The following is a 17,567-nucleotide window of genomic DNA, read 5'->3' as shown; positions in this document are numbered from 1 at the left end:
GTCGACAGCGCCGTCAGGCCGTGGAGCCCCGCTCGCGGCGTCGGTGGTCGAGGCGGAGGGCGACGAGGACGAGGACCCCCGCGACGAGGCCCCAGAACGCCGCACCGATCCCGGCGATCGTCACGCCCGAGGCCGCGACGACGAGGGTGACCGCGCCTGCCTCCCGCGACGACGCGTCCCCGAGCGCCGCCGCGGCAGCCGCCGCGAAGGTGCCGAGGAGGGCCAGTCCGGCGATCGTCTCGATCAGCCCCGGCGGCGCGGATCGCGCTGCGGCCGTGACGATCCCGGCCAGTGGTCCGAACGCGAGGTAGGTGAACCCGCACGAGACGCCGGCGACCCAGCGACGGTTGCGGTCCGGGTGCGCCTCGGGGCCGGCGGCGAGCGCCGCGGAGATGGCGGCGAGGTTGATCGCGTGCGCGCCGCCGAGGGCGCCGACCGCCGTCGCGCCGCCGGTGTAGAGCAGCGGGGCCTTGATGCCGGGGCGGTAGCCGAACGACGCGAGCACCGCCATGCCCGGGATGTTCTGGCTCGTCATCGTGACGACGAAGAGCGGGACCGCCACAGCCACGAGCGTGGTGGCGTCCCAGGTCGGCGTCACGAGGACGAGCGACGGGGCGGCCGCGCCGAGGTCGAGCCGGCCGAAGACGCCCTGAACGCCCATGACGACGAGGGCCGCCCCGAGCGCACCGAGCACCGCCCACCGACGGGCGACCGCGACGAGGACGAGCCACGTCACCATGACCGGAGCGATCGCCGCGGGTGACGCGACGACCGCCCGGAACGGAGCGACGCACAAGGTCAGCAGCACCCCGGCGAGCATGGCGCTCGCGAGCGGCGCCGGGATGCGCTCGACGAGCCGCTCGAGCGGGCGCACGAGCCCGCACAGCGCGAGCAGCAGCCCGCAGACCACGAAGGCGCCCACGGCAGAGGCGAACCCACCGGCCGGCACCGTCGCCGCCGCGAGGAGCGCCGCCCCCGGCGTCGACCACGCCATGGTGATCGGCATGCGCAACCGCCACGAGAACAGCACGCAGCCGAGGCCCATCGTCACGCACAGCACGAGCAGGCCCGAGGCCGCCTGGGCCGGGTCGGCCCCCACCGCGCGCAGTCCCGTCAGCACGACGGCGAAGGAGCTCGTGAAGCCGACGAGCCCGCACACGACGCCCGCGAGCACCGCGTGCGCCGTCGAACCCGCCGAGCCGCTCGAGCCCGCCGAGCCGGGACGTGAGGTCACCGGGACCTCAGGGCAGGTGGGCGCTCGAGGCGAGCGCACGGCATACGTGGTCGTATGCCGTGGGGCTGCCGGCGGCGACCAGGCCCGGGGGCGCGGTGTCGCGGGGTGAGTACGCGACGCCCTCGGTCGTGCCGAGCAGCCCGCCGGCCTCGGTGAGCAGGAGCGAGCCGGGCACGTGGTCCCAGGGCGCGGCGGACGCGTAGAGGATGTAGTCGGCCTCCCCCTCGACGAGCTTGGGGTAGTCGATGCCGCACGACACCCACGTCAGGGTCATCGGCTCGAGCCCGGCGAGCGACTGGCCGATCCAGGCGCGGCGCGACGTGCGGCCCCGCAGGTGCGCGTCGGCGCGGTCCGGCACCGTCAGGCGCACGGTCCCGTCGGCGTCGTGGCGCCAGGTGCCGCTGCCACGCTCGGCGACGTAGCCGACCTCGTGCTGCGGCTGCCAGATCCAGGCGCGCACGGCCTCACCGGCCACGGTCTCGCTCACCATGACGGCGTGGTCCTTGGAGCCGTGCACGAAGTTCTTCGTGCCGTCCACCGGGTCGACCGTGAAGGCGTGCTCGGCGACGGCGTAGCGGTCCATGAGGGCCGGGTCGCCGGCGAACGTCTCCTCGCCGAGCACGACGGCGTCGGGGTAGGCGGCGACGAGGGCGGCGGTGATGAGCACCTCGGCCTCGCGGTCGGCGTCGGTCACGAGGTCACCCGGTCGCTTCTCGTGGATCTCGCCGTCGGCGAGCGCCCGGAACCGGGGGTTGATGACCTGCTCGGCCACGTCCTTCAGGAGGCTCAGCACCTCGTCCGTCTGCACGGGCTCCAACCTAGCGACACCGGCTCAGCGCTCCGGGCGCAGGTGCTCCGGCACGGCGAGCCACCAGCCGAGCACGCCGCGCGCGATCTCGGGCATGGCCCGCGGGTCGGGCCCCGGCGCCGGCAGCGCGTCGCGCAGCGCGGTCAGCAGGTCGCGGCGCCCCCGCATGCCGAGGACGTAGACGAGGCCGCGCAGCAGCTCCGCCTGGAGCTCTGCCTGGAGCTCCGGGTCGTGGGCGCCACCCGCGACGACCTCGGCGATGCGCCGCGCGAAGGCCACCTCGCGCTCGTCACGGCGGCGGCCGCGGCCCTCGAGGGTGTTGCCGACGACGTAGCCGGCCTCCATCGCGACGGTCGGCGGCGTGGCCGGCGAGAGCGCGACCCGCTCGAAGAGGTCGAGGTCCTCGACCTGCCCCATCCAGGTCAGGACCGTGGCGCTCTCGTGGGCGGCGACGTGGTCGTGCCTCGCCATGGCCTCGGCGAACGCGGCGGCGTGCACGGTACCGATGATCGAGGCCTGCGGCGAGAGCATGAGGATGCACAGGGCGTTGGAGCGGTCCTCCTCGTTGGTCTCGCCGAGCGCCGTCTGGAGCAGCTCCCCGAGGATCGGCTCGCCCGCTGCGGCCCGGCCCTCGCCCGTCTCGAGCACCGACCGGATGCGCTGGCTCGCCTCTCGGATCGCCTGCGCGGTGATGGCGCGGCCGTCGCGGATGATCGAGGCGGCGGCGCGGCGGTCCTCGGCCGTCAGGACGGTCGCGACGCGGTTGCTGCCGGCCGGCCCGAGGGTGCGCACGAGGTTGGCCGCGCCGCGGTGGACGAGGTAGGGCTGGTCGGGGTCGCGCAGGTGCCGCACGGCGAGGCGGACGGCCTCGAGCCGGGTCTCGGGGTCGAGCCGGGCCCCGCGCACCAGGGTGGTGAGCACGATGAGGCAGGCCCGGAGCGAGCTCGGGTTGGTCGGCTCGCGTAGCTGCCCGAAGAGGACGGCGAGGGCCTGCGGGTCGCGGGTGAACTGCAGCAGGCTCAGGGTGTCGTTGTAGAACTGCGCGTCGGGCCGGCCCACGACGTCCGCGGCCAGGGCGGCGACGACGGCTCCGCTGCGCGGGTGCCCGGCGAGGCGCGCGAGGGCCTCGGCGCGCTGGGCGTAGTCGAGGTGCAGCCCGAGGCTGAGCTCCTGGAGCAGCCGACCGAAGACCTGCTCCCAGTCCGCGGCCCGGACCATCGCGTGCGGCATCCGGCCGAGGTTGTCCGAGAGCCGGTCCCAGTCCAGCCCCGTCATCGGCTCGTGGCCGAGCGCCCGCTCGAGCAGCGCCAGGGTCGCGTCGACGTCGGGCGGGGTGCGCGGCGGCAGCGTCGCGGCCGACCGGACCGGGTGGCGCGAGCGGGAGAAGAAGTCGATGGCGCTGAGCAGCAGCCCCTCCGGGAGATCGAGCACCGACTCGTAGCGGCGCACGAGCGCCCGCGTCACCTCGACGCCGCCGCTCTCCCACCGCCCGACCTGCGCGCGGTGCACCGGCTCCGCCCGTCCGGCACCCTGGGCGAAGCCGGCGGCGCTGCGCAGCGCCGGGTCGGCGGCGTGGAGGCGGGCGTTGCGCAGCACCCACTGCATCTCCTCGCTCAGCACGTCGCGCCCCCGCCCGGCGCCGAAGCTGTTGCGCGCCGGGCGAACCTGCGCAACGTGGGACGGGCACGGCACCCGACCTTCGTAGGGTGACGGTCGAGCCCGATGCTCGGGGACGGGAGCCGTGGCCAGGGGGAGGCTCCCGTCCCGTCATCGGGCAGGCCGGTGTCCCGGGTGCGCCCGCACGTCCGTGCGACCCCTGTCAGCGACCCCACCGCAACCCCCTTCACCGGCCGGCGACCCCTGTGGCCATGCCTGCGCCCTCCCCCGAGTTGCGCGCGTCAGGAGGGCACGCAACGCGTGTTCGTCCTGACGGCCCATTGGGTACGGTAGGCCTCGGTACGCAGCCTGTGGAGGGGAAGCGGGCCATTTGGACCGGGAGCCGGCTCGGCCGGCTCCCGGTCCGACTCGTCTCCCGGGACCTCGGGCGTCACTCCCGGGGCTCAAACCTCGGTGACGAGGGCGTATGCCGGCTGGCAGGCTGACGCCGTGACCGACACCTCCCCGCCGCCCACCGACCACCCCACCGTCACCGGTCCCGTCACGGTGCTGACCGACGGGGTCGTGACCCTGCGGGCGCACTCGGTGGACGACGCCGACGCCATCACGGAGCAGAGCAACGACCCCGAGAGCCTGCGCTGGACGACCGTGCCGCGCCCCTACTCGCGCGAGGACGCGCTGGGGTGGGTCGAGCACAACCTCGCGGCCTGGGCCGACCCCCGTGCCACCCGCTCCTGGGCGATCGAGTGGACCGACGAGACGGGCGCCGCCCGCTACGGCGGCACGATCGACCTGCGTCCCGGCGCCGCGCCGTCGGCCGGCGAGCTCGGCTTCGGGCTGCACCCGGACGCGCGCGGCCGAGGCCTGATGTCCCGCGCGGTGCGCCTCGTCGTCGGCCACGCCTTCTCGACACCGGTGTGGGGTGCCCCGGTCGGCCGCGTGCACTGGCGCGCCGTCGTCGGCAACTGGGGCTCGCGCCGGGCCGCGTGGGCCGCGGGCTTCACCTTCCACGGCACCATCCCCGGCGGCCACCCGGACCCGGAGGGCGGCCCGGTCGCCCTCGACACGTGGACCGGCAGCATCGCCCCGGGTGACCCCCTCTCGGCCCGGACGCCATGGCTCGCACCGCCCCCCGTCGCCGGCGAGCGCGTGCAGCTGCGGCCCTGGCGCCTGGCCGACGTCGAGGCCATCGAGCCGCGCGACGACCCCGAGCACTGGATGCCGCCACGGTCGATCCTGCGACCGGAGACCTTCGCGGCCTGGCTGCTGACGCGGCAGGAGCGGATGTCCGAGGGGACGGCGGTCGACTGGTGCGTCGCGGACCGCGAGACCGACCGCGCCCTCGGCAGCGTCACCCTCTTCAGCCGCGGCGGCCCCATCGGCGACACGGCCGAGCTCGGCTACCAGTTCTTCCCGAGCGCCCGCGGGCGCGGCGCCGCGAAGGAGGCGGCCCGGCTCGCCGTCGCGCACGCCCTGGCGCCGGTCGCCGAGGGTGGCCTCGGGGTGCGCCGCCTCGTCGGTGAGACCGCGGCCGACAACGAGGCGAGCAACGCGGTGCTGCGCTCGGTCGGTTTCGTCCCCTTCGGCCGCGAGCACGCGGTCGACCGCGTGGCCGGCGGCGGCTGGGGCGACGGGCTGCACTGGGAGCTGCTGCCTCCCGGCGCGACCGACTGACCGGGCCGGCTCCTGGTCGGCCTTGGGCCGCCCGGGGCTGCCCGGGCGCCCCTGTCGGGGCCGGTCCGGGTATGCCACCGTTGACCACAGCGCCGCCCGTCACGACCCGGGCGGCGCGGCCGACGGAAGGACACCCGATGAGACTCGCCCACGAGCAGGAGCTCGACGCACCGCAGGACGTGGTGTGGGCGAACTTCATGGACCTGCGCCGCATCGGCCGCTGCTTCCCCGGCGCCAAGGTGACCCAGGTCGACGGCGACGACTTCGTCGGCGAGATCAAGGCCAAGCTCGGGCCGCTGTCGATGTACTTCGACGGCACCGGCTCGATGGTCGAGCGCGACGAGGACGGCGGCCGAGCGCGCCTCACCGCCACCGGGCAGGAGCGGCACGGGCTCGGCCGGGCGACGATCGACATCACGCTGAAGCTGCGCCCGGTCGGGTCCACCGGGCGCACCCGCGCCCACCTCGTCACCGACCTCGTCTTCCTCGGCTTCCCGATGGACTTCGGCACCGGGCTCGTCCAGCGCGCCTCCGACCCGCTTATCGAGCGGTTCCTCACCTGCATGGCCGTCAAGGGTCCGGTCGCCGACGCCGAGGCCGACGACGACGGCTCGCTCGACCTGGTGCGCTCCGCGACCGACCTGTTCGGCTCCTTCCGGCGCGACCGCCGCGAGCGCAAACGGCGATGAGGGTCGCCGTCGTCGGCGCGAGCGGCTACGTCGGGTCGCGGCTCGTGCCGGAGCTGCTGCGGCGCGGCCACGAGGTCGTCGCCACGCACCATCGGAGCCCGTCGACGGCATACCCCTGGTCGGGCGACGTCGAGTGGCGACGCGTCGACGTGCAGGACGAGGAGCGCGTCCTCGAGTCCCTGCACGGGGTCGACGCGATCTGCTACCTCGTGCACGGGCTCGACGACGCGGACTTCATGCGGCTCGACCGCCAGGCGGCCGACAACGTCGCGTATGCCGCGGGCGTCGTGGGCGCCTCACGGCTGGTCTACTTCTCGGGGATCGTGCCCGACCTGCCCGACGACGAGCTGTCGGACCACCTGCTGTCGCGGCTCGAGGTCGAGGAGATCCTCGCGACGGCCGACTGCTCGGTGCTGACGCTGCGCGCCTCGATGGTGGTCGGGGCCGGGTCGACGAGCTTCGAGGTGATGCGCCAGATGTCCACCCGGCTCGGCGTCGTGCAGACCGTCCCGGCGTGGATGGGCGGCTCGGTGATCCAGCCGGTCGCCGTCGCCGACGCCGTCTGGTTCCTCGCCGAGGCCCTCGAGCGGCCCGAGGTGACCGGGCACCTCGACGTCGTCGGCCCCGACCGGCTCAGCTACGTCTCCCTGCTGAGGACGTATGCCGCCCGCGCCCGCCTGCTCCGGGTGCAGCTGCCCGTGTGGCTGGCGCCGGTCGAGACGGTCGCCCGGGTCGCCGGCGCCCTCGTCGACGTGCCGAGCGGCACGGTGCAGTCGCTCATCCCGAGCCTCGGCCACGACATGGTCGGTGAGCGCGACGCCGCCGACGTGCTCGGGGAGCCTCCGGGTGGGCGGCTCGGCGTCGCCGACGCCGTGTCCCGGTCCCTCGCCACGCCGCTGGCGGGTGACGGCGCCCCCGACGGGGCCGCGGTCGACGGGGACCCCCAGGCACCGTCGGTCGGCGACCCCGCGTGGGCCCGCCACCGCTCGGTCCTCGACTGGGTGTGGTCGACCGCCCGCGGCCGGTAGCCGCAGGCGGTCCTGCCCACCGACCGGCCCCGTCACACCGCCGGGGCCGGCGTGGGCGCTCGTGGGCGCCGGTGCTGCTGCTGGGCGCTCGGGTCAGCGCGCGATGTAGCCGCCGTCGATGTAGAGCTCGAGACCGGTGACGAAGGCCGCGTCGTCGCTGACGAGGTAGGCGACGCCCGCCGCGACCTCCTCCGGGCGCCCCAGCCGTCCCATCGGGGTGAGGTCGATCATGGCCTGCTCGAACGGGGTGCCGCGGGCGCTGTCGAGGATCGGGGTGTCGATGAAGCCCGGGTGGATCGAGTTGACCCGCACCCCGTCGGTGGCCCAGTGCAGCGCGACGTTCTTCGTCAGGGTCCGGACCGCGCCCTTGGCGGCGTGGTAGGCGGGCGAGGTGCCGAAGCCGCCGCTCGTGCCGAAGATGGAGCTGATGTTGACGACCGCACCGTGGCCCGAGGCCTTGAGGTGCACCGCGGCGGTCCGCATGCCGAGGAAGACACCGGTCTGGTCGATGGCGACGGTGCGCTCCCAGTCGGCGAGGCTCGTGTCCTCGAGGGGCGCGAGGTCACCCATGCCGGCGTTGTTGACGAGGACGTCGAGGGAGCCGAACTCCTCGACCGCCCTGGCGACCGCTGCCTCCCAGTCCGCCTCGCTCGTCACGTCGTGCCGGAGGAAGTCGACCCTGGCCCCCGAGGCCCGGAGCTCGTCGGTCGTCGTGGCGCCCAGCGACTCGTTGACGTCGGTCAGCAGGACCGCCGCGCCCTCGTCGGCGAGGCGTCGTGCCGTGGCCTTGCCGATACCGCTCGCCGCGCCCGTCACGAGCGCCACTCGTCCTTCGAGCCGCATCATGGTGATCACTCCAGTTCAGTTGTGGGGCAGGCTCTTCCGTGCCTCTCCAGTCTCGTCCTGTCCCGTCGCAGGCGCAGTCCATCAGGTCACATTCCGACCGACGTGACGGACCAGACACTCGCGTCACGCGAATGCGGACATCCCGGGCAGGTGTCCCGTCGGGGCCGGGCGCTCAGGGTCGCTCGGGGTCGATTCCGGGGTCCATCTCCGGGTCGACCCCGGTTGCGCCGAGGCCCCACCGGGTATGACCGTGGAAGCAGTGAGCCCGACGCGGGTCGGGACCAGTGCGAGATGAGGAGACCACCGTGTCGTTCGGTGAGCAGCTGAAGCACAAGGCCGACGAGGTCCACCTTCAGGAGAAGGCGAAGGACTTCGGCGACGCCGTCGTGGAGATGGCCAAGACCGTCATGTCCGCCGCCGCCGGCTACGCCCAGGAGAACCGGGGCAAGGTCGACGGCGCGCTCGACAAGGCCGAGGCCAAGATCGACGAGAAGACCGGCGGCAAGCACGCCGACACCGTGACCAAGGTCCGAGCCTCGGTCGACAAGGGCATCGACAAGCTCGTGGAGCAGAACGACGTGGCGGCTCCTCCCACCCCGGCCGCCTCCGTCGTGCCCGACGACAAGCACAGTGCCTTCGACGAGGACTCCCCCGCCGGCAACCCCACCTGAGCCGGCACCTCAAGGACCGTATGCCGCCGAGCCCCCCTCTCGGCGGCATACGGCTGTGTCCGGCCGGGGCTGACGCACCAGTCCACGCATTTCGGGCAGTTTGCGAATCCGCTTTGCTGTCAACCGAATTGATGCACCCACTCTTCATGCCGGATTTGCCCGCGTAGGTCGACGTTTGGGCTGGGTACGTCGACTCATCCGGCCGCCGACGCGTATCTTCCGGCGGCCCTGCTCCTTCTGAGGTCTCGACAGTTCGACCTCAAGGAGCAACCACCATGTCCCAGCTCGCCATCGACCACCTCGACCCGCAGACCGGCCGCTCGTCCCGCACCGGTGGGCCGGCCGGCCTGCGCGCCGGCGCCACCCGCCTGGCCACCGCCGCCGTCGACCGCCTCCAGGCGCTCCTCGTCGCGCACAGCCTCCAGACGCTGCGCATCTGCCTCGGCCTCGTCTTCCTCGGCTTCGGCATCATCAAGTTCGTGCCGGGCCTCAGCCCCGCCGAGGCCATCGCCTCCGCCACGCTCGACCGGCTCACCTTCGGCCTCGTCTCCGGGCACTCGGCCGTGCTGCTGACCGCGGTCACCGAGACCGTCATCGGCCTGACCCTCGTCACCGGCAGGTTCCTGCGCGTCGGCATCGTCGTCCTCGGCGGCGCCCTCATCGGGATCATGTCGCCGCTGGCGCTCTTCACCGCCGAGCTCTTCCCGCACGGCCCGACCCTGATGGGCCAGTACGTCCTCAAGGACATCGTTCTCGCCGCGTCGGCCCTCGTCGTCGCCGCCTACGCCCTCGGCGCCCGGCTGCACACCGGCTCGGACGACTGACGAAACCCCACCACCGCACGACCGCTGGGTGCACCCTGAAGGCGAGGGGCACCCAGCGGTCGACAGACAGGAGTCCGCAGATGACCGCGCTGACCACGATCCCGGCGCCCACGCCGACACCGCCGCCCGCCGCCGCCGCGCGCCCGCACCTCGTCGACGTGCCGACCGACTACCGGCCGCACGTCCGGGGCCGCCGGGGCGAGCCACACCGCTTCCCCGCCGCCACCTACCTGTGCCGCAGCGTCGCCCGCGAGGAGCGGGACGTCGCCCGGGCGTCGCTGGACGCCGTCGACCGGTCCGCCTCCCGGCGCACCGGCGGGCTCGGCGCCGTCGTGGCCCTGCTGTTCGCGGCCGCCCTCTTCGTGCTCGCGACCGGGCGCGCCGAGACCCGGTCCGGGGTCGTGACGCTCGCCGCCCTCGGCGTCCTGGCCGTCGTCACGATCGTCACGCTCGTCGGCGTCCTGCGCAGCCACGAGCGCGAGCACGACGTCCTCGCCGAGCGGGTCCGGATGTACGACGCCCGCCTGCTCGAGCTGCGTCCGCGACGCTGACGGGCACCCGGCCGGACGGGGGGCACCCGCCCGGGCACACGGCATACGCGATCGGCTCGAGACGGCCGGGACACGCCGCCCTGACGCGGCCGCGGTCCCGGCCGTCTCGACATACTGGCCGCATGACCGAACACGTGACGATCCCGACCGACTCGGGCGACCTCCCCGCCCACCTCTGGCTCCCACCGAGCGGACACGGACCCGGCATCGTCGTTCTGCAGGAGATCTTCGGCGTCAGCGACTACATCCAGCGGCGCGCCGCCCAGCTCGCCGAGATGGGCTACGTCGTCGTCGCCCCGGAGATCTTCTGGCGCCTCGGCGTCACCTCGCCCGTCGAGGGCGACGACGCGCTCCAGCAGGGCATGGGCCTCGTGCAGCGCCTCGACTGGGATGCCGCCGTCGCCGACGCGGCCGCCACGGTCGAGTGGCTGCGCGGTCGCGACGAGGTCACCGCCGGTGTCGGTGCTGTCGGCTTCTGCTTCGGCGGTGGGCTCGGCTACGCCGTGGCCGCGCACCTGGAGTCGGGCGACACCGGTGGCACGTCCGGCCGGGGCCCGCTCGACGCCCTCGTCAGCTACTACGGGTCCGCGCTGCCCGGTCTGCACGACACCCTGACGGTGACGGCGCCGAGCCTGCACCACTTCGGCCTCGCCGACTCCTTCATCGACACCGACACCGTGCGCCGCATCGAGGCCTCCGTCACCCAGCAGCCCGCGACCGTCTTCGAGACGTATGCCGGGGCCGACCACGCCTTCGACAACGACGACATGCCGTGGCACGACCCCGCCTCCGGGGCCCTCGCCTGGTCCACGACGACGCAGTTCCTCCGCGAGCGGCTGCCCGTCTCCTGAGGGCGAGCCGGATTCCTCGACCCCACGTGTCGAGACCGTCCCACGTCGATCGACGCAGTGGTGACCGGCCTGAGCCGGCAGAGACCGCCCGGCACCACCACCGGGACCACCACCCCTGACACCAGGAGCACTCCCATGACGCAGTTCCTCCTCTCCGTCCACCACCGCGAGGGTGACCCCATGCCGTCCGACACCGAGATGCAGCAGATGTACGCCTCCGTCGACGCCTTCAACACCAAGCTGCAGTCCTCGGGCGCCTGGGTCCTCGCCGGCGGCCTGACCGACGTCACCGAGGCCAAGGTCGTCGACGCCTCCGCCGGTGCGACGAGGGCCGTCACCGACGGTCCGTTCAGCGAGGCCCGCGAGTGGCTCGGCGGCTTCTGGATCATCGAGGCGGCCGACCTCGACGCGGCCCTCGCCCTGGCGCAGGAGGGGTCCGCGGCGTGCCACGGACCCGTCGAGGTGCGCGCCCTGCAGGGAGCCTGACCCCCACCACCACGGGCGCGCAGCCTGCGGACGTCGGGCGAATCGTGGAGTTCGTGACGGTCCGGGCGCGTCCGTCCCGGCGACGCGCCCGGCAGCCGGGTGGGCTCGGGCCGCAACGGGTATGGCCAGCAAGGCTGCCGTTGCAGCCCGACACCGTGAACCTTGAGGAGAGCCCGTGGAGCTGCACCAGGTCGAGGCGGTGGCGCCCGGCCTAGCCGCGCGAATCGCGGGCGCCGAACCGGGGCGCGCCCGGACGTTCGCCTTCCGAGTGGCTCGCCTCGCCTGCGCGGTGGCGGGAGTCCACGACCAACAGGCCCTCGACGTTGCGCGGGAGGGCCTGGAGCGCTATCCCGAGATCGACGAGCTCGTCCACCTCTGGGAGCTCGAGCGCGAGCTCGACGCCGCCTGCGAGAGCAAGCTCGGGTCCGCCCCGAGCACGGTGACGCTCGACGAGCTGCAGCTGACCTCGGAGTGCGTCGAGGCGCGGGCCGTCGCCGCGGTCATCGCCGCCCTGACCCCGGACGCCCGTGACGCGGCTCGGGGCGCGACCTACGAGGCCCTCACGGCCGGCTGCGACGGCCGGGAGCTCGAGGCCATCGCCGACCAGGTGCTCGACCCCTCGGCCGACGCCGAGGGCGCCGACAGCCTCGAAGGCGCCGACAACGCTGACGATGCCGACAGTGCCGACAGCACCGGGGCGTCCAGCGCCAGCGAGCGGCCGTCGCAGGACTGAGCCGTCGCGTCCTCCCCGGCGGAGTCTGCCCGTCGTCCAGGAGCGTCCCTCAGCGTGCCCCAGGGCTGCTCGTGGCGTGAGACGGGCGTCGTCGCGTCCGGCGCCGGGGAGCCAGGATCGTCGGTGCGTCGGTGCGTCGGGCCAGTCGGTGCGTCGGGTCAGTCGGTGCGTCGGGTCAGTCGGTGCGTCGGGTCAGTCGGTGCGTCGGGTCAGTCGGTGCGTCGGGTCAGTCGGTGCGTCGGGTCAACCGCCGCGCCCAGCGGTAGGCGGGCTCGCGCACGGCCACGACCCACGACGGGGCCGTGGTGCCCTCGAGCTCGTCGACGACGGGGTCGAAGCGCAGCGCACTGTCGAAGCGCTCCTGGCGCAGCTGCACCAGCCCGACGACGTCCCACGGGCCGTGGTCGACGGCCACGGCCAGCTCGAACTCCTGCGGGTCCGGCTCGTCGCCGACCGGTCGCACGAGCAGCGCCAACGTGTGCCCCGCGGCGCGGGTCGGCAGCAGGGTGGTCAGGGGGCGTCCGGACGCGTGCCGCACGGGACGCAGCAGGTGCCGGGACACCCGACCGGTGCCGGTCGTCGCGAAGAGGAGGTCTGCAGGGCGGCCCAGGACGCCGGCGCCGGGCAGGCGCAGGGCCAGACCGCCGATGTCCCACCAGCCGTCGGGCGTGCCGACCGCCCGCGACACCCGGACCGTGCACGGGTGGACCCCTCGGTCATGCAGGATCGGCACTCTCAGCTCGGGCCTGGGAGCGTCGATGCGCAGGTCCGCCGCCCACGTGCGGCCGACGGCGTGGAGCGGCTTGTGGCCCGTCGCCCAGGCGACGAGACCGAGTCCTGCGGCGAGCGCGACGCCGGCAGCCCGGACCGGCGGGCTGGGCAGGCGCGGCGCCGCTGCAGGTGGGGTCGTGGAGGTGCTGTTCACCCCTCCCACCTACCCATCCACGGGTCGAACGAGCACCGGCCGAGCGCCGCCGACGCCCGTGGGACGTGGGGCGGGGCGCTCACTCGACTGGGGCGGCGGGGCGGAGCGCTCACTCGACTGGGGCCGTGGGGCGGAGCGCTCACTCGACTGGGGCCGTGGGGCGGAGCGCTCACTCGACTGGGGCGGTGGGGCGGGGCGCTCACTCGAGTGGGGCGGGGCGCTCACTCGACTCGGTGGTCATGGCGGCCGGCAGGTCGGCCGGGTCCGCGACCGGCCAGGACGTCGGGTCCGGGCCGAGCGCGTCGAGCTGCGCCACCTGGTCGCGGCACCACGACGAGACCGCGCGGCGGCCGGACAGCACGTCGGCGGCGAAGGCCTGCCACGGCACCCACCGGGCCTGCTCGACCTCGGACGGGTCGGCCGCGGGCTCGGGCTCGGTCCCGGGCACCCGAGCCGTCAGCACGGGGCACAGCTCCCACTCGACGACACCGTCCATCTCGGCCCGGTAGGAGAAGCGCGGCAGCACCAGCCGGAGCTCGTGGACCTCGAGCCCGAGCTCGTCCCGCGCCCGTCGCCGCACCGCGCCCTCCACCGGCTCACCGGGCGCCGGGTGCCCGCAGGCGGAGTTGGTCCAGACACCCGGGAAGGTGGCCTTGGCCAGGGCGCGCTGCGTCACGAGCAGGGAGCCCCGGTCGTCGAAGAGGTAGACGGAGAAGGCGAGGTGGAGCGGGGTGTCCGCGTGGTGCACGGTCGCCTTGGGCGCCGTGCCGGTCGCCCGGCCGTCCGGGGAGACGAGGACGACGAGCTCCTCGTGCGCGCCGGCAGCCCTCGGGCCGCTCGCCACGGGGCTGCCTGAGCGCTCGGGCGTCATCGGCCGGGCCTCGCGAGCTCGTTGACCGCGCCACGGAAGACCGGGGGCAGGGTGGCGGCCGCGGGCACGAGCAGCCGGCGCGTCCACGCGGGTCGGCTCACCTGCACGAGGGCGTGGGTCAGGAGGGAGTAGCGCCGGGTGGCCGCCCGCCAGGACCGCTCGTAGGACTGCGGGTCACCCTGGCCGATCGCGGTGACGGCAGCCCGCGCGTGGGCGAGCCCGAGCGAGATCCCTTCCCCGGTCAGCGCGTCGACGTAGCCGCTCGCGTCGCCGGCGAGCAGGACGCGTCCGGCGACGCGGTGCGTCGTGCGCTGGCGCAGCGGTCCGGCGCCGCGCACCGACGTGACGACCGGGGCCCCGTCGAGCCGCTCGCGCAGCTGTGGGAACTCGGCGAGACTCTCCGACAGGGGGATCCGCCGCCTGCTGAGCACCGCCACCCCGACGAGATCATCGGCCACTGGTGTCACGTAGGCCTCGCCGTGGGCGGCCCAGTGCACCTCGACGTGGTCACCCCACGGGCGTATGCCGTAGTGCTGGCGCAGCCCGAAGCGGCGCGGCGGGCGCCCCTGCGCCGAGCGCGCGTCGCCGTTACCGCCCCGGTGGTCGCGGTCGAGGCCGAGGGCCCGACGGGTGGGCGAGTGCAGGCCGTCGGCCGCGACGACCCAGGGCGCCGTGAGGGCCGGGCCGGAGCCGCCCGGTCCGTCGGTGCGCACGGTGACGCGGTCGTCGTCCTGGGTCACCTCGGCCGCGCCGAAGGGCAGCACCTCGATGCCCGCGTCGGCGACCGCTGCGGTGAGCGCGTCGTGCAGGGTGGTGCGTCGCACACCCCGACCGGGGCCTGCCGTGAAGTCGGCCTCGGCGTGGCGACCCCGGGCGAGGTAGCGGATGCCGCGCAGATCGTGGCCGGGAGGGTCGACGCCGAGCCCGGTGAGCGCCTGGAGGCCGCCGGGCATGAGCCCCTCGCCGCACGCCTTGTCGATCGTCCCGGCCCGCGGTTCGAGGACGACGGGAGACAGACCCGAGCGGGCGGCATACAACGCCGTGGCGAGTCCGACAGGACCTCCGCCGATGACGATGATGTCGGCACTCACGGGGCGGCCTCGGTGGGCGACCCTGCGGGAGAGGCGATCTCGCGCAGGGCGGCGTTCTCGACCCGGATGCGGACGGTCAGCAGTGCGGCGTTGGCGACGGTGAAGACGAGCGCCGTCACCCACGCGTCGTGCACGAGCGGGAGGGCGAGGCCCTCGACGACGACCGCGACATAGTTCGGGTGCGGGATGACGCCATAGGGGCCGCGGCGCACCAGCGACAGGCCGGGCACGACGATGACGCGGGTGTTCCACTGGTTGCCGAGGGTGCGGATGCACCACCAGCGCAGGCCCTGGCTCGCGACGACGAGCGCCAGCATGAGCCAGCCGACCGCCGGCACGAAGGGGCGGTCGGCCAGCCACACCTCCGCGACCGCGCCCACGAGCAGGCCGGTGTGCAGCACCACCATGACGGGGTAGTGCGACTGGCCGCGCTCGACCCCGCCGCGCGAGAACGCCCACGCCGCATGGCGTTTCGACACGACGAGCTCGGCGAGCCGCTCGAGCCCGACGAGCAGGACGAGACCGGTGAAGAGCCACTGCGAGAGCACCAGGGGCCTCAGTCCGCCGCGCGCAGCAGCACGAGCTCGAGGCAGAAGCCCGGGCCCATCGCCATGAGGACGCCCCACGAGCCGGGCTCGGGCGTGTGGTCGGCGAGGGTGTCGGCGAGCACGTGCAGCACCGACGCCGAGCTGAGGTTGCCGATGCGATCGAGCGAGCGCCACGTGACCCCGAGCGCCTCGCGGTCGACCTCGAGCGCCTCCTCCATCGCCTCGAGCACCTTGGGGCCGCCGGGGTGGGCGACCCACCAGCCGATGTCGGCGCGGGTCAGGCCCTGGTCGGCGAGGAAGCGGTCGACGTCGTCACGGACGTTCTCGCGCACGAGGTCGGGCACCTCGGCGCCGAGCACGATGCGCAGCCCGGTGGCACCGACGTCCCAGCCCATGGCGCGCTCGGTCTCGGGGTAGAGACGGCTGCGCGTGGCGACGACGTGCGGCTGGGCCGGGGCGAGCGTGGCGGCCCGGTGGGCACCGACCATGACGACGGCCGCGGCGCCGTCACCGAAGAGCCCGCTGGCCACGAGGTTGGCGACCGAGCGGTCGTCACGCTGGACCGTGAGGCTGCACAGCTCGACGGAGAGCAGCACGGCGACGTCGTCGGGGTGGCCGAGGAGGTAGTCGTGGACCCGTGCGACGCCGGCGGCCCCGGCGACGCAGCCGAGCCCGACGAGGGGGATGCGCTTCACGTCGTCGCGCAGCCCGATCTCGGCCGCGACCCGTGCCTCGATCGACGGCACCGCGAGCCCGGTGATCGTCGTCGACATGACGAGATCGACGTCCCGCGGAGTGAGACCCGCGGCAGCGAGCGCCTTGGTGACGGCGTGCGACCCGAGCTCGGTGGCGACCCGGATGAACTCGTCGTTGGCAGCGCCGAAGTCCTCGAGCTCCCAGTAGCGCTCCAGCGGGAGGGCGAGGTGCCGCTGGCTGACGCCGGCGTTGGCATGGAACCGCTCGAGCAGCGCCCGGTCGGACCCGACCGAGCCGAGCACGTCGGCGAAGGCCGCCGTGACGTCGGCCTGGGCGTACGTGTGCTCTGGGAGGACTCCCCGGACGGCCGCAAGGTGGCTCACCCTGCCCACCCTAGGTGGCCCGTGACGCAACGAGGTGCCGAGGCTGGACAGCCCGGCCCGCCCGCCAGGGGTCGCTCACTCCGCCGCCCGCCTCCGCCGCTCGCCTTCCCCCCTCGCCTCAGCGGCGGACGACGAGGGCCACGACGTTGACGAGCGCGATGCCGACCGCGGCCACGAACGGGAGCCGGCCCCGCGCCAGCACCGCCACCGCGGCCAGCAGCGTGCAGACCCCGAGGAGCAGGACGCCCGGCGCGTCGAGACCGGGCCCGGACGCCGCCACCACGGTCCCGGCGAGCAGGACGGCCGGCGCCAGCCGCCGCACGGTCCGGCCGCCCAGCCGCTGCGGCAGCCCGTGCACCCCGGTGGCCTCGTCGTCGGCGAGGTCCGGCAGGGCGTTGAGCAGGTGGGCGCCCACCCCGAGGAACGCTCCGGTCACCATGACCCACGCGGCCGGCCAGACGGCCTCCGGCAGCGCGAGCGTCACGACGGCGGGCAGCGCGGCGAAGGCGACGGCATACGGCAGCGGGGAGAGCAGCGACCGCTTGAACCACACGTTGTAGGCCCACCCCGACGCCACCCCGAGCAGGAGGTGGACGAGGCCGGAGGCGGGGCCGCACGCCAGCGACAGGACGGTGGTGGCGACGAGCGCGACCGCCGTCGCGGCGCGCACCGTGCGCTCGGACACGGCGCCCCGCGCGATCGGCTTGTCGGCACGGCCGACCGCCCGGTCTCGCGCGGCGTCGAGCAGGTCGTTGCTCCAGCCGATGGACAGCTGACCCGTGAGCACCGCTGCGGTCACGAGCAGCCCGCGTGCCGGCGTGTGCCCGGCCGACGCCGCAAGCAGGGCCGTGAGGACGGTGACCGCCAGGGTGGGCCCGGGATGGCAGGCGAGCGCGAGACCCTGCAGCGTCGCTCTCCCTCGCCCGGCCGGCACGCGCCGAGCCTACGGCGCGAATCGCCGTTTTCCGACAGGCCCGTGCGGCCGGCGCTAGCCTGAGGAGTCGGCGTGACGACCGTGCGCCGGATCCGCGGAACCGAAGC

Annotated in this window: 19 protein-coding genes; 9 read left to right on the top strand and 10 right to left on the bottom strand. The window is 74.6% G+C overall.

What is annotated here, in order from left to right; all coding sequences use genetic code 11:
• Positions 1 to 13: 13 nt before the first annotated feature.
• The 3 genes from ABD297_RS03225 to ABD297_RS03215 are packed head-to-tail and all read right to left on the bottom strand — an operon-like array spanning position 14 to position 3,734.
• The gene (locus ABD297_RS03225; RefSeq protein WP_344252902.1) at positions 14 to 1,234 is read right to left on the bottom strand and encodes a benzoate/H(+) symporter BenE family transporter; all 1,221 of its coding nucleotides are present in this window, start codon (positions 1,232 to 1,234) and stop codon (positions 14 to 16) included.
• Positions 1,235 to 1,241: 7 nt separating this feature from the next.
• A complete protein-coding gene (locus ABD297_RS03220) occupies positions 1,242 to 2,042 on the bottom strand; it encodes an inositol monophosphatase family protein (RefSeq protein WP_344252900.1) in 801 nt (266 codons plus the stop codon).
• 24 nt (positions 2,043 to 2,066) lie between these two features.
• A complete protein-coding gene (locus ABD297_RS03215; RefSeq protein WP_344252899.1) occupies positions 2,067 to 3,734 on the bottom strand; it encodes a hypothetical protein in 1,668 nt (555 codons plus the stop codon).
• A gap of 414 nt (positions 3,735 to 4,148) precedes the next feature.
• On the opposite strand from ABD297_RS03215, the gene ABD297_RS03210 reads away from it, so the two are divergent.
• From ABD297_RS03210 to ABD297_RS03200, 3 genes are all read left to right on the top strand, one after another.
• Complete coding sequence (locus tag ABD297_RS03210; protein WP_344252898.1) at positions 4,149 to 5,333, top strand: GNAT family N-acetyltransferase; 1,185 nt, start codon at positions 4,149 to 4,151, stop codon at positions 5,331 to 5,333.
• A 137-nt stretch (positions 5,334 to 5,470) separates the two neighbouring features.
• Positions 5,471 to 6,022, top strand: coding sequence for an SRPBCC family protein (locus tag ABD297_RS03205; RefSeq protein ID WP_344252896.1), 552 nt, complete (start codon positions 5,471 to 5,473; stop codon positions 6,020 to 6,022).
• Positions 6,019 to 7,050 (top strand): NAD-dependent epimerase/dehydratase family protein, encoded by a 1,032-nt coding sequence (locus ABD297_RS03200; RefSeq protein ID WP_344252894.1) that lies wholly within the window; start codon positions 6,019 to 6,021, stop codon positions 7,048 to 7,050. The genes ABD297_RS03205 and ABD297_RS03200 overlap by 4 nt, the downstream gene beginning before the upstream one ends.
• Positions 7,051 to 7,143: 93 nt before the next feature.
• Here ABD297_RS03200 and ABD297_RS03195 read toward each other — a convergent pair whose 3' ends face one another.
• The gene (locus ABD297_RS03195) at positions 7,144 to 7,896 is read right to left on the bottom strand and encodes an SDR family NAD(P)-dependent oxidoreductase (RefSeq protein ID WP_344252892.1); all 753 of its coding nucleotides are present in this window, start codon (positions 7,894 to 7,896) and stop codon (positions 7,144 to 7,146) included.
• 305 nt (positions 7,897 to 8,201) lie between these two features.
• Between ABD297_RS03195 and ABD297_RS03190 the strand changes: the two genes are divergently transcribed.
• From ABD297_RS03190 to ABD297_RS03165, 6 genes are all read left to right on the top strand, one after another.
• Entirely contained in the window at positions 8,202 to 8,567 is a 366-nt protein-coding gene (locus ABD297_RS03190) for an antitoxin (RefSeq protein WP_344252890.1), read from the top strand.
• Positions 8,568 to 8,842: 275 nt separating this feature from the next.
• On the top strand, positions 8,843 to 9,391 hold the full coding sequence (locus ABD297_RS03185) for a DoxX family membrane protein (RefSeq protein WP_344252888.1): 549 nt from the start codon (positions 8,843 to 8,845) through the stop codon (positions 9,389 to 9,391).
• An 80-nt stretch (positions 9,392 to 9,471) separates the two neighbouring features.
• Positions 9,472 to 9,942: a hypothetical protein gene (locus tag ABD297_RS03180; RefSeq protein ID WP_344252885.1), complete on the top strand. Its 471-nt coding sequence runs from the start codon at positions 9,472 to 9,474 to the stop codon at positions 9,940 to 9,942.
• Between the two features lie 122 nt (positions 9,943 to 10,064).
• Positions 10,065 to 10,793, top strand: coding sequence for a dienelactone hydrolase family protein (locus tag ABD297_RS03175; RefSeq protein WP_344252884.1), 729 nt, complete (start codon positions 10,065 to 10,067; stop codon positions 10,791 to 10,793).
• Positions 10,794 to 10,928: 135 nt separating this feature from the next.
• Complete coding sequence (locus ABD297_RS03170; protein ID WP_344252883.1) at positions 10,929 to 11,279, top strand: YciI family protein; 351 nt, start codon at positions 10,929 to 10,931, stop codon at positions 11,277 to 11,279.
• A 175-nt stretch (positions 11,280 to 11,454) separates the two neighbouring features.
• Positions 11,455 to 12,012 (top strand): hypothetical protein, encoded by a 558-nt coding sequence (locus ABD297_RS03165; protein WP_344252882.1) that lies wholly within the window; start codon positions 11,455 to 11,457, stop codon positions 12,010 to 12,012.
• A 226-nt stretch (positions 12,013 to 12,238) separates the two neighbouring features.
• On the opposite strand, the gene ABD297_RS03160 is transcribed toward ABD297_RS03165, so the two are convergent.
• From ABD297_RS03160 to ABD297_RS03135, 6 genes are all read right to left on the bottom strand, one after another.
• Entirely contained in the window at positions 12,239 to 12,937 is a 699-nt protein-coding gene (locus tag ABD297_RS03160) for a phosphodiesterase (protein ID WP_344252880.1), read from the bottom strand.
• A gap of 199 nt (positions 12,938 to 13,136) precedes the next feature.
• Positions 13,137 to 13,808 carry an isopentenyl-diphosphate Delta-isomerase gene (idi, locus tag ABD297_RS03155; protein WP_344252878.1) on the bottom strand — a complete coding sequence of 224 codons (672 nt, stop codon included), beginning with the start codon at positions 13,806 to 13,808 and terminating at the stop codon, positions 13,137 to 13,139.
• Entirely contained in the window at positions 13,805 to 14,899 is a 1,095-nt protein-coding gene (locus tag ABD297_RS03150; protein ID WP_344252877.1) for an NAD(P)/FAD-dependent oxidoreductase, read from the bottom strand. The genes idi and ABD297_RS03150 overlap by 4 nt, the downstream gene beginning before the upstream one ends.
• On the bottom strand, positions 14,896 to 15,447 hold the full coding sequence (locus tag ABD297_RS03145) for an isoprenylcysteine carboxyl methyltransferase family protein (RefSeq protein WP_344252875.1): 552 nt from the start codon (positions 15,445 to 15,447) through the stop codon (positions 14,896 to 14,898). The genes ABD297_RS03150 and ABD297_RS03145 overlap by 4 nt, the downstream gene beginning before the upstream one ends.
• Before the next feature lie 8 nt (positions 15,448 to 15,455).
• Positions 15,456 to 16,526: a type III polyketide synthase gene (locus tag ABD297_RS03140; protein WP_344252873.1), complete on the bottom strand. Its 1,071-nt coding sequence runs from the start codon at positions 16,524 to 16,526 to the stop codon at positions 15,456 to 15,458.
• A gap of 118 nt (positions 16,527 to 16,644) precedes the next feature.
• Entirely contained in the window at positions 16,645 to 17,460 is an 816-nt protein-coding gene (locus ABD297_RS03135; protein WP_344252871.1) for a UbiA family prenyltransferase, read from the bottom strand.
• Between the last annotated feature and the right edge of the window lie 107 nt (positions 17,461 to 17,567).

The organism is Terrabacter carboxydivorans (assembly GCF_039532035.1).
GTDB classification, from domain to species: domain Bacteria; phylum Actinomycetota; class Actinomycetes; order Actinomycetales; family Dermatophilaceae; genus Terrabacter; species Terrabacter carboxydivorans.
The sequence above is the reverse complement of the archived record's forward strand: the minus strand, read 5'-3'. Positions and strand labels throughout refer to the sequence as shown.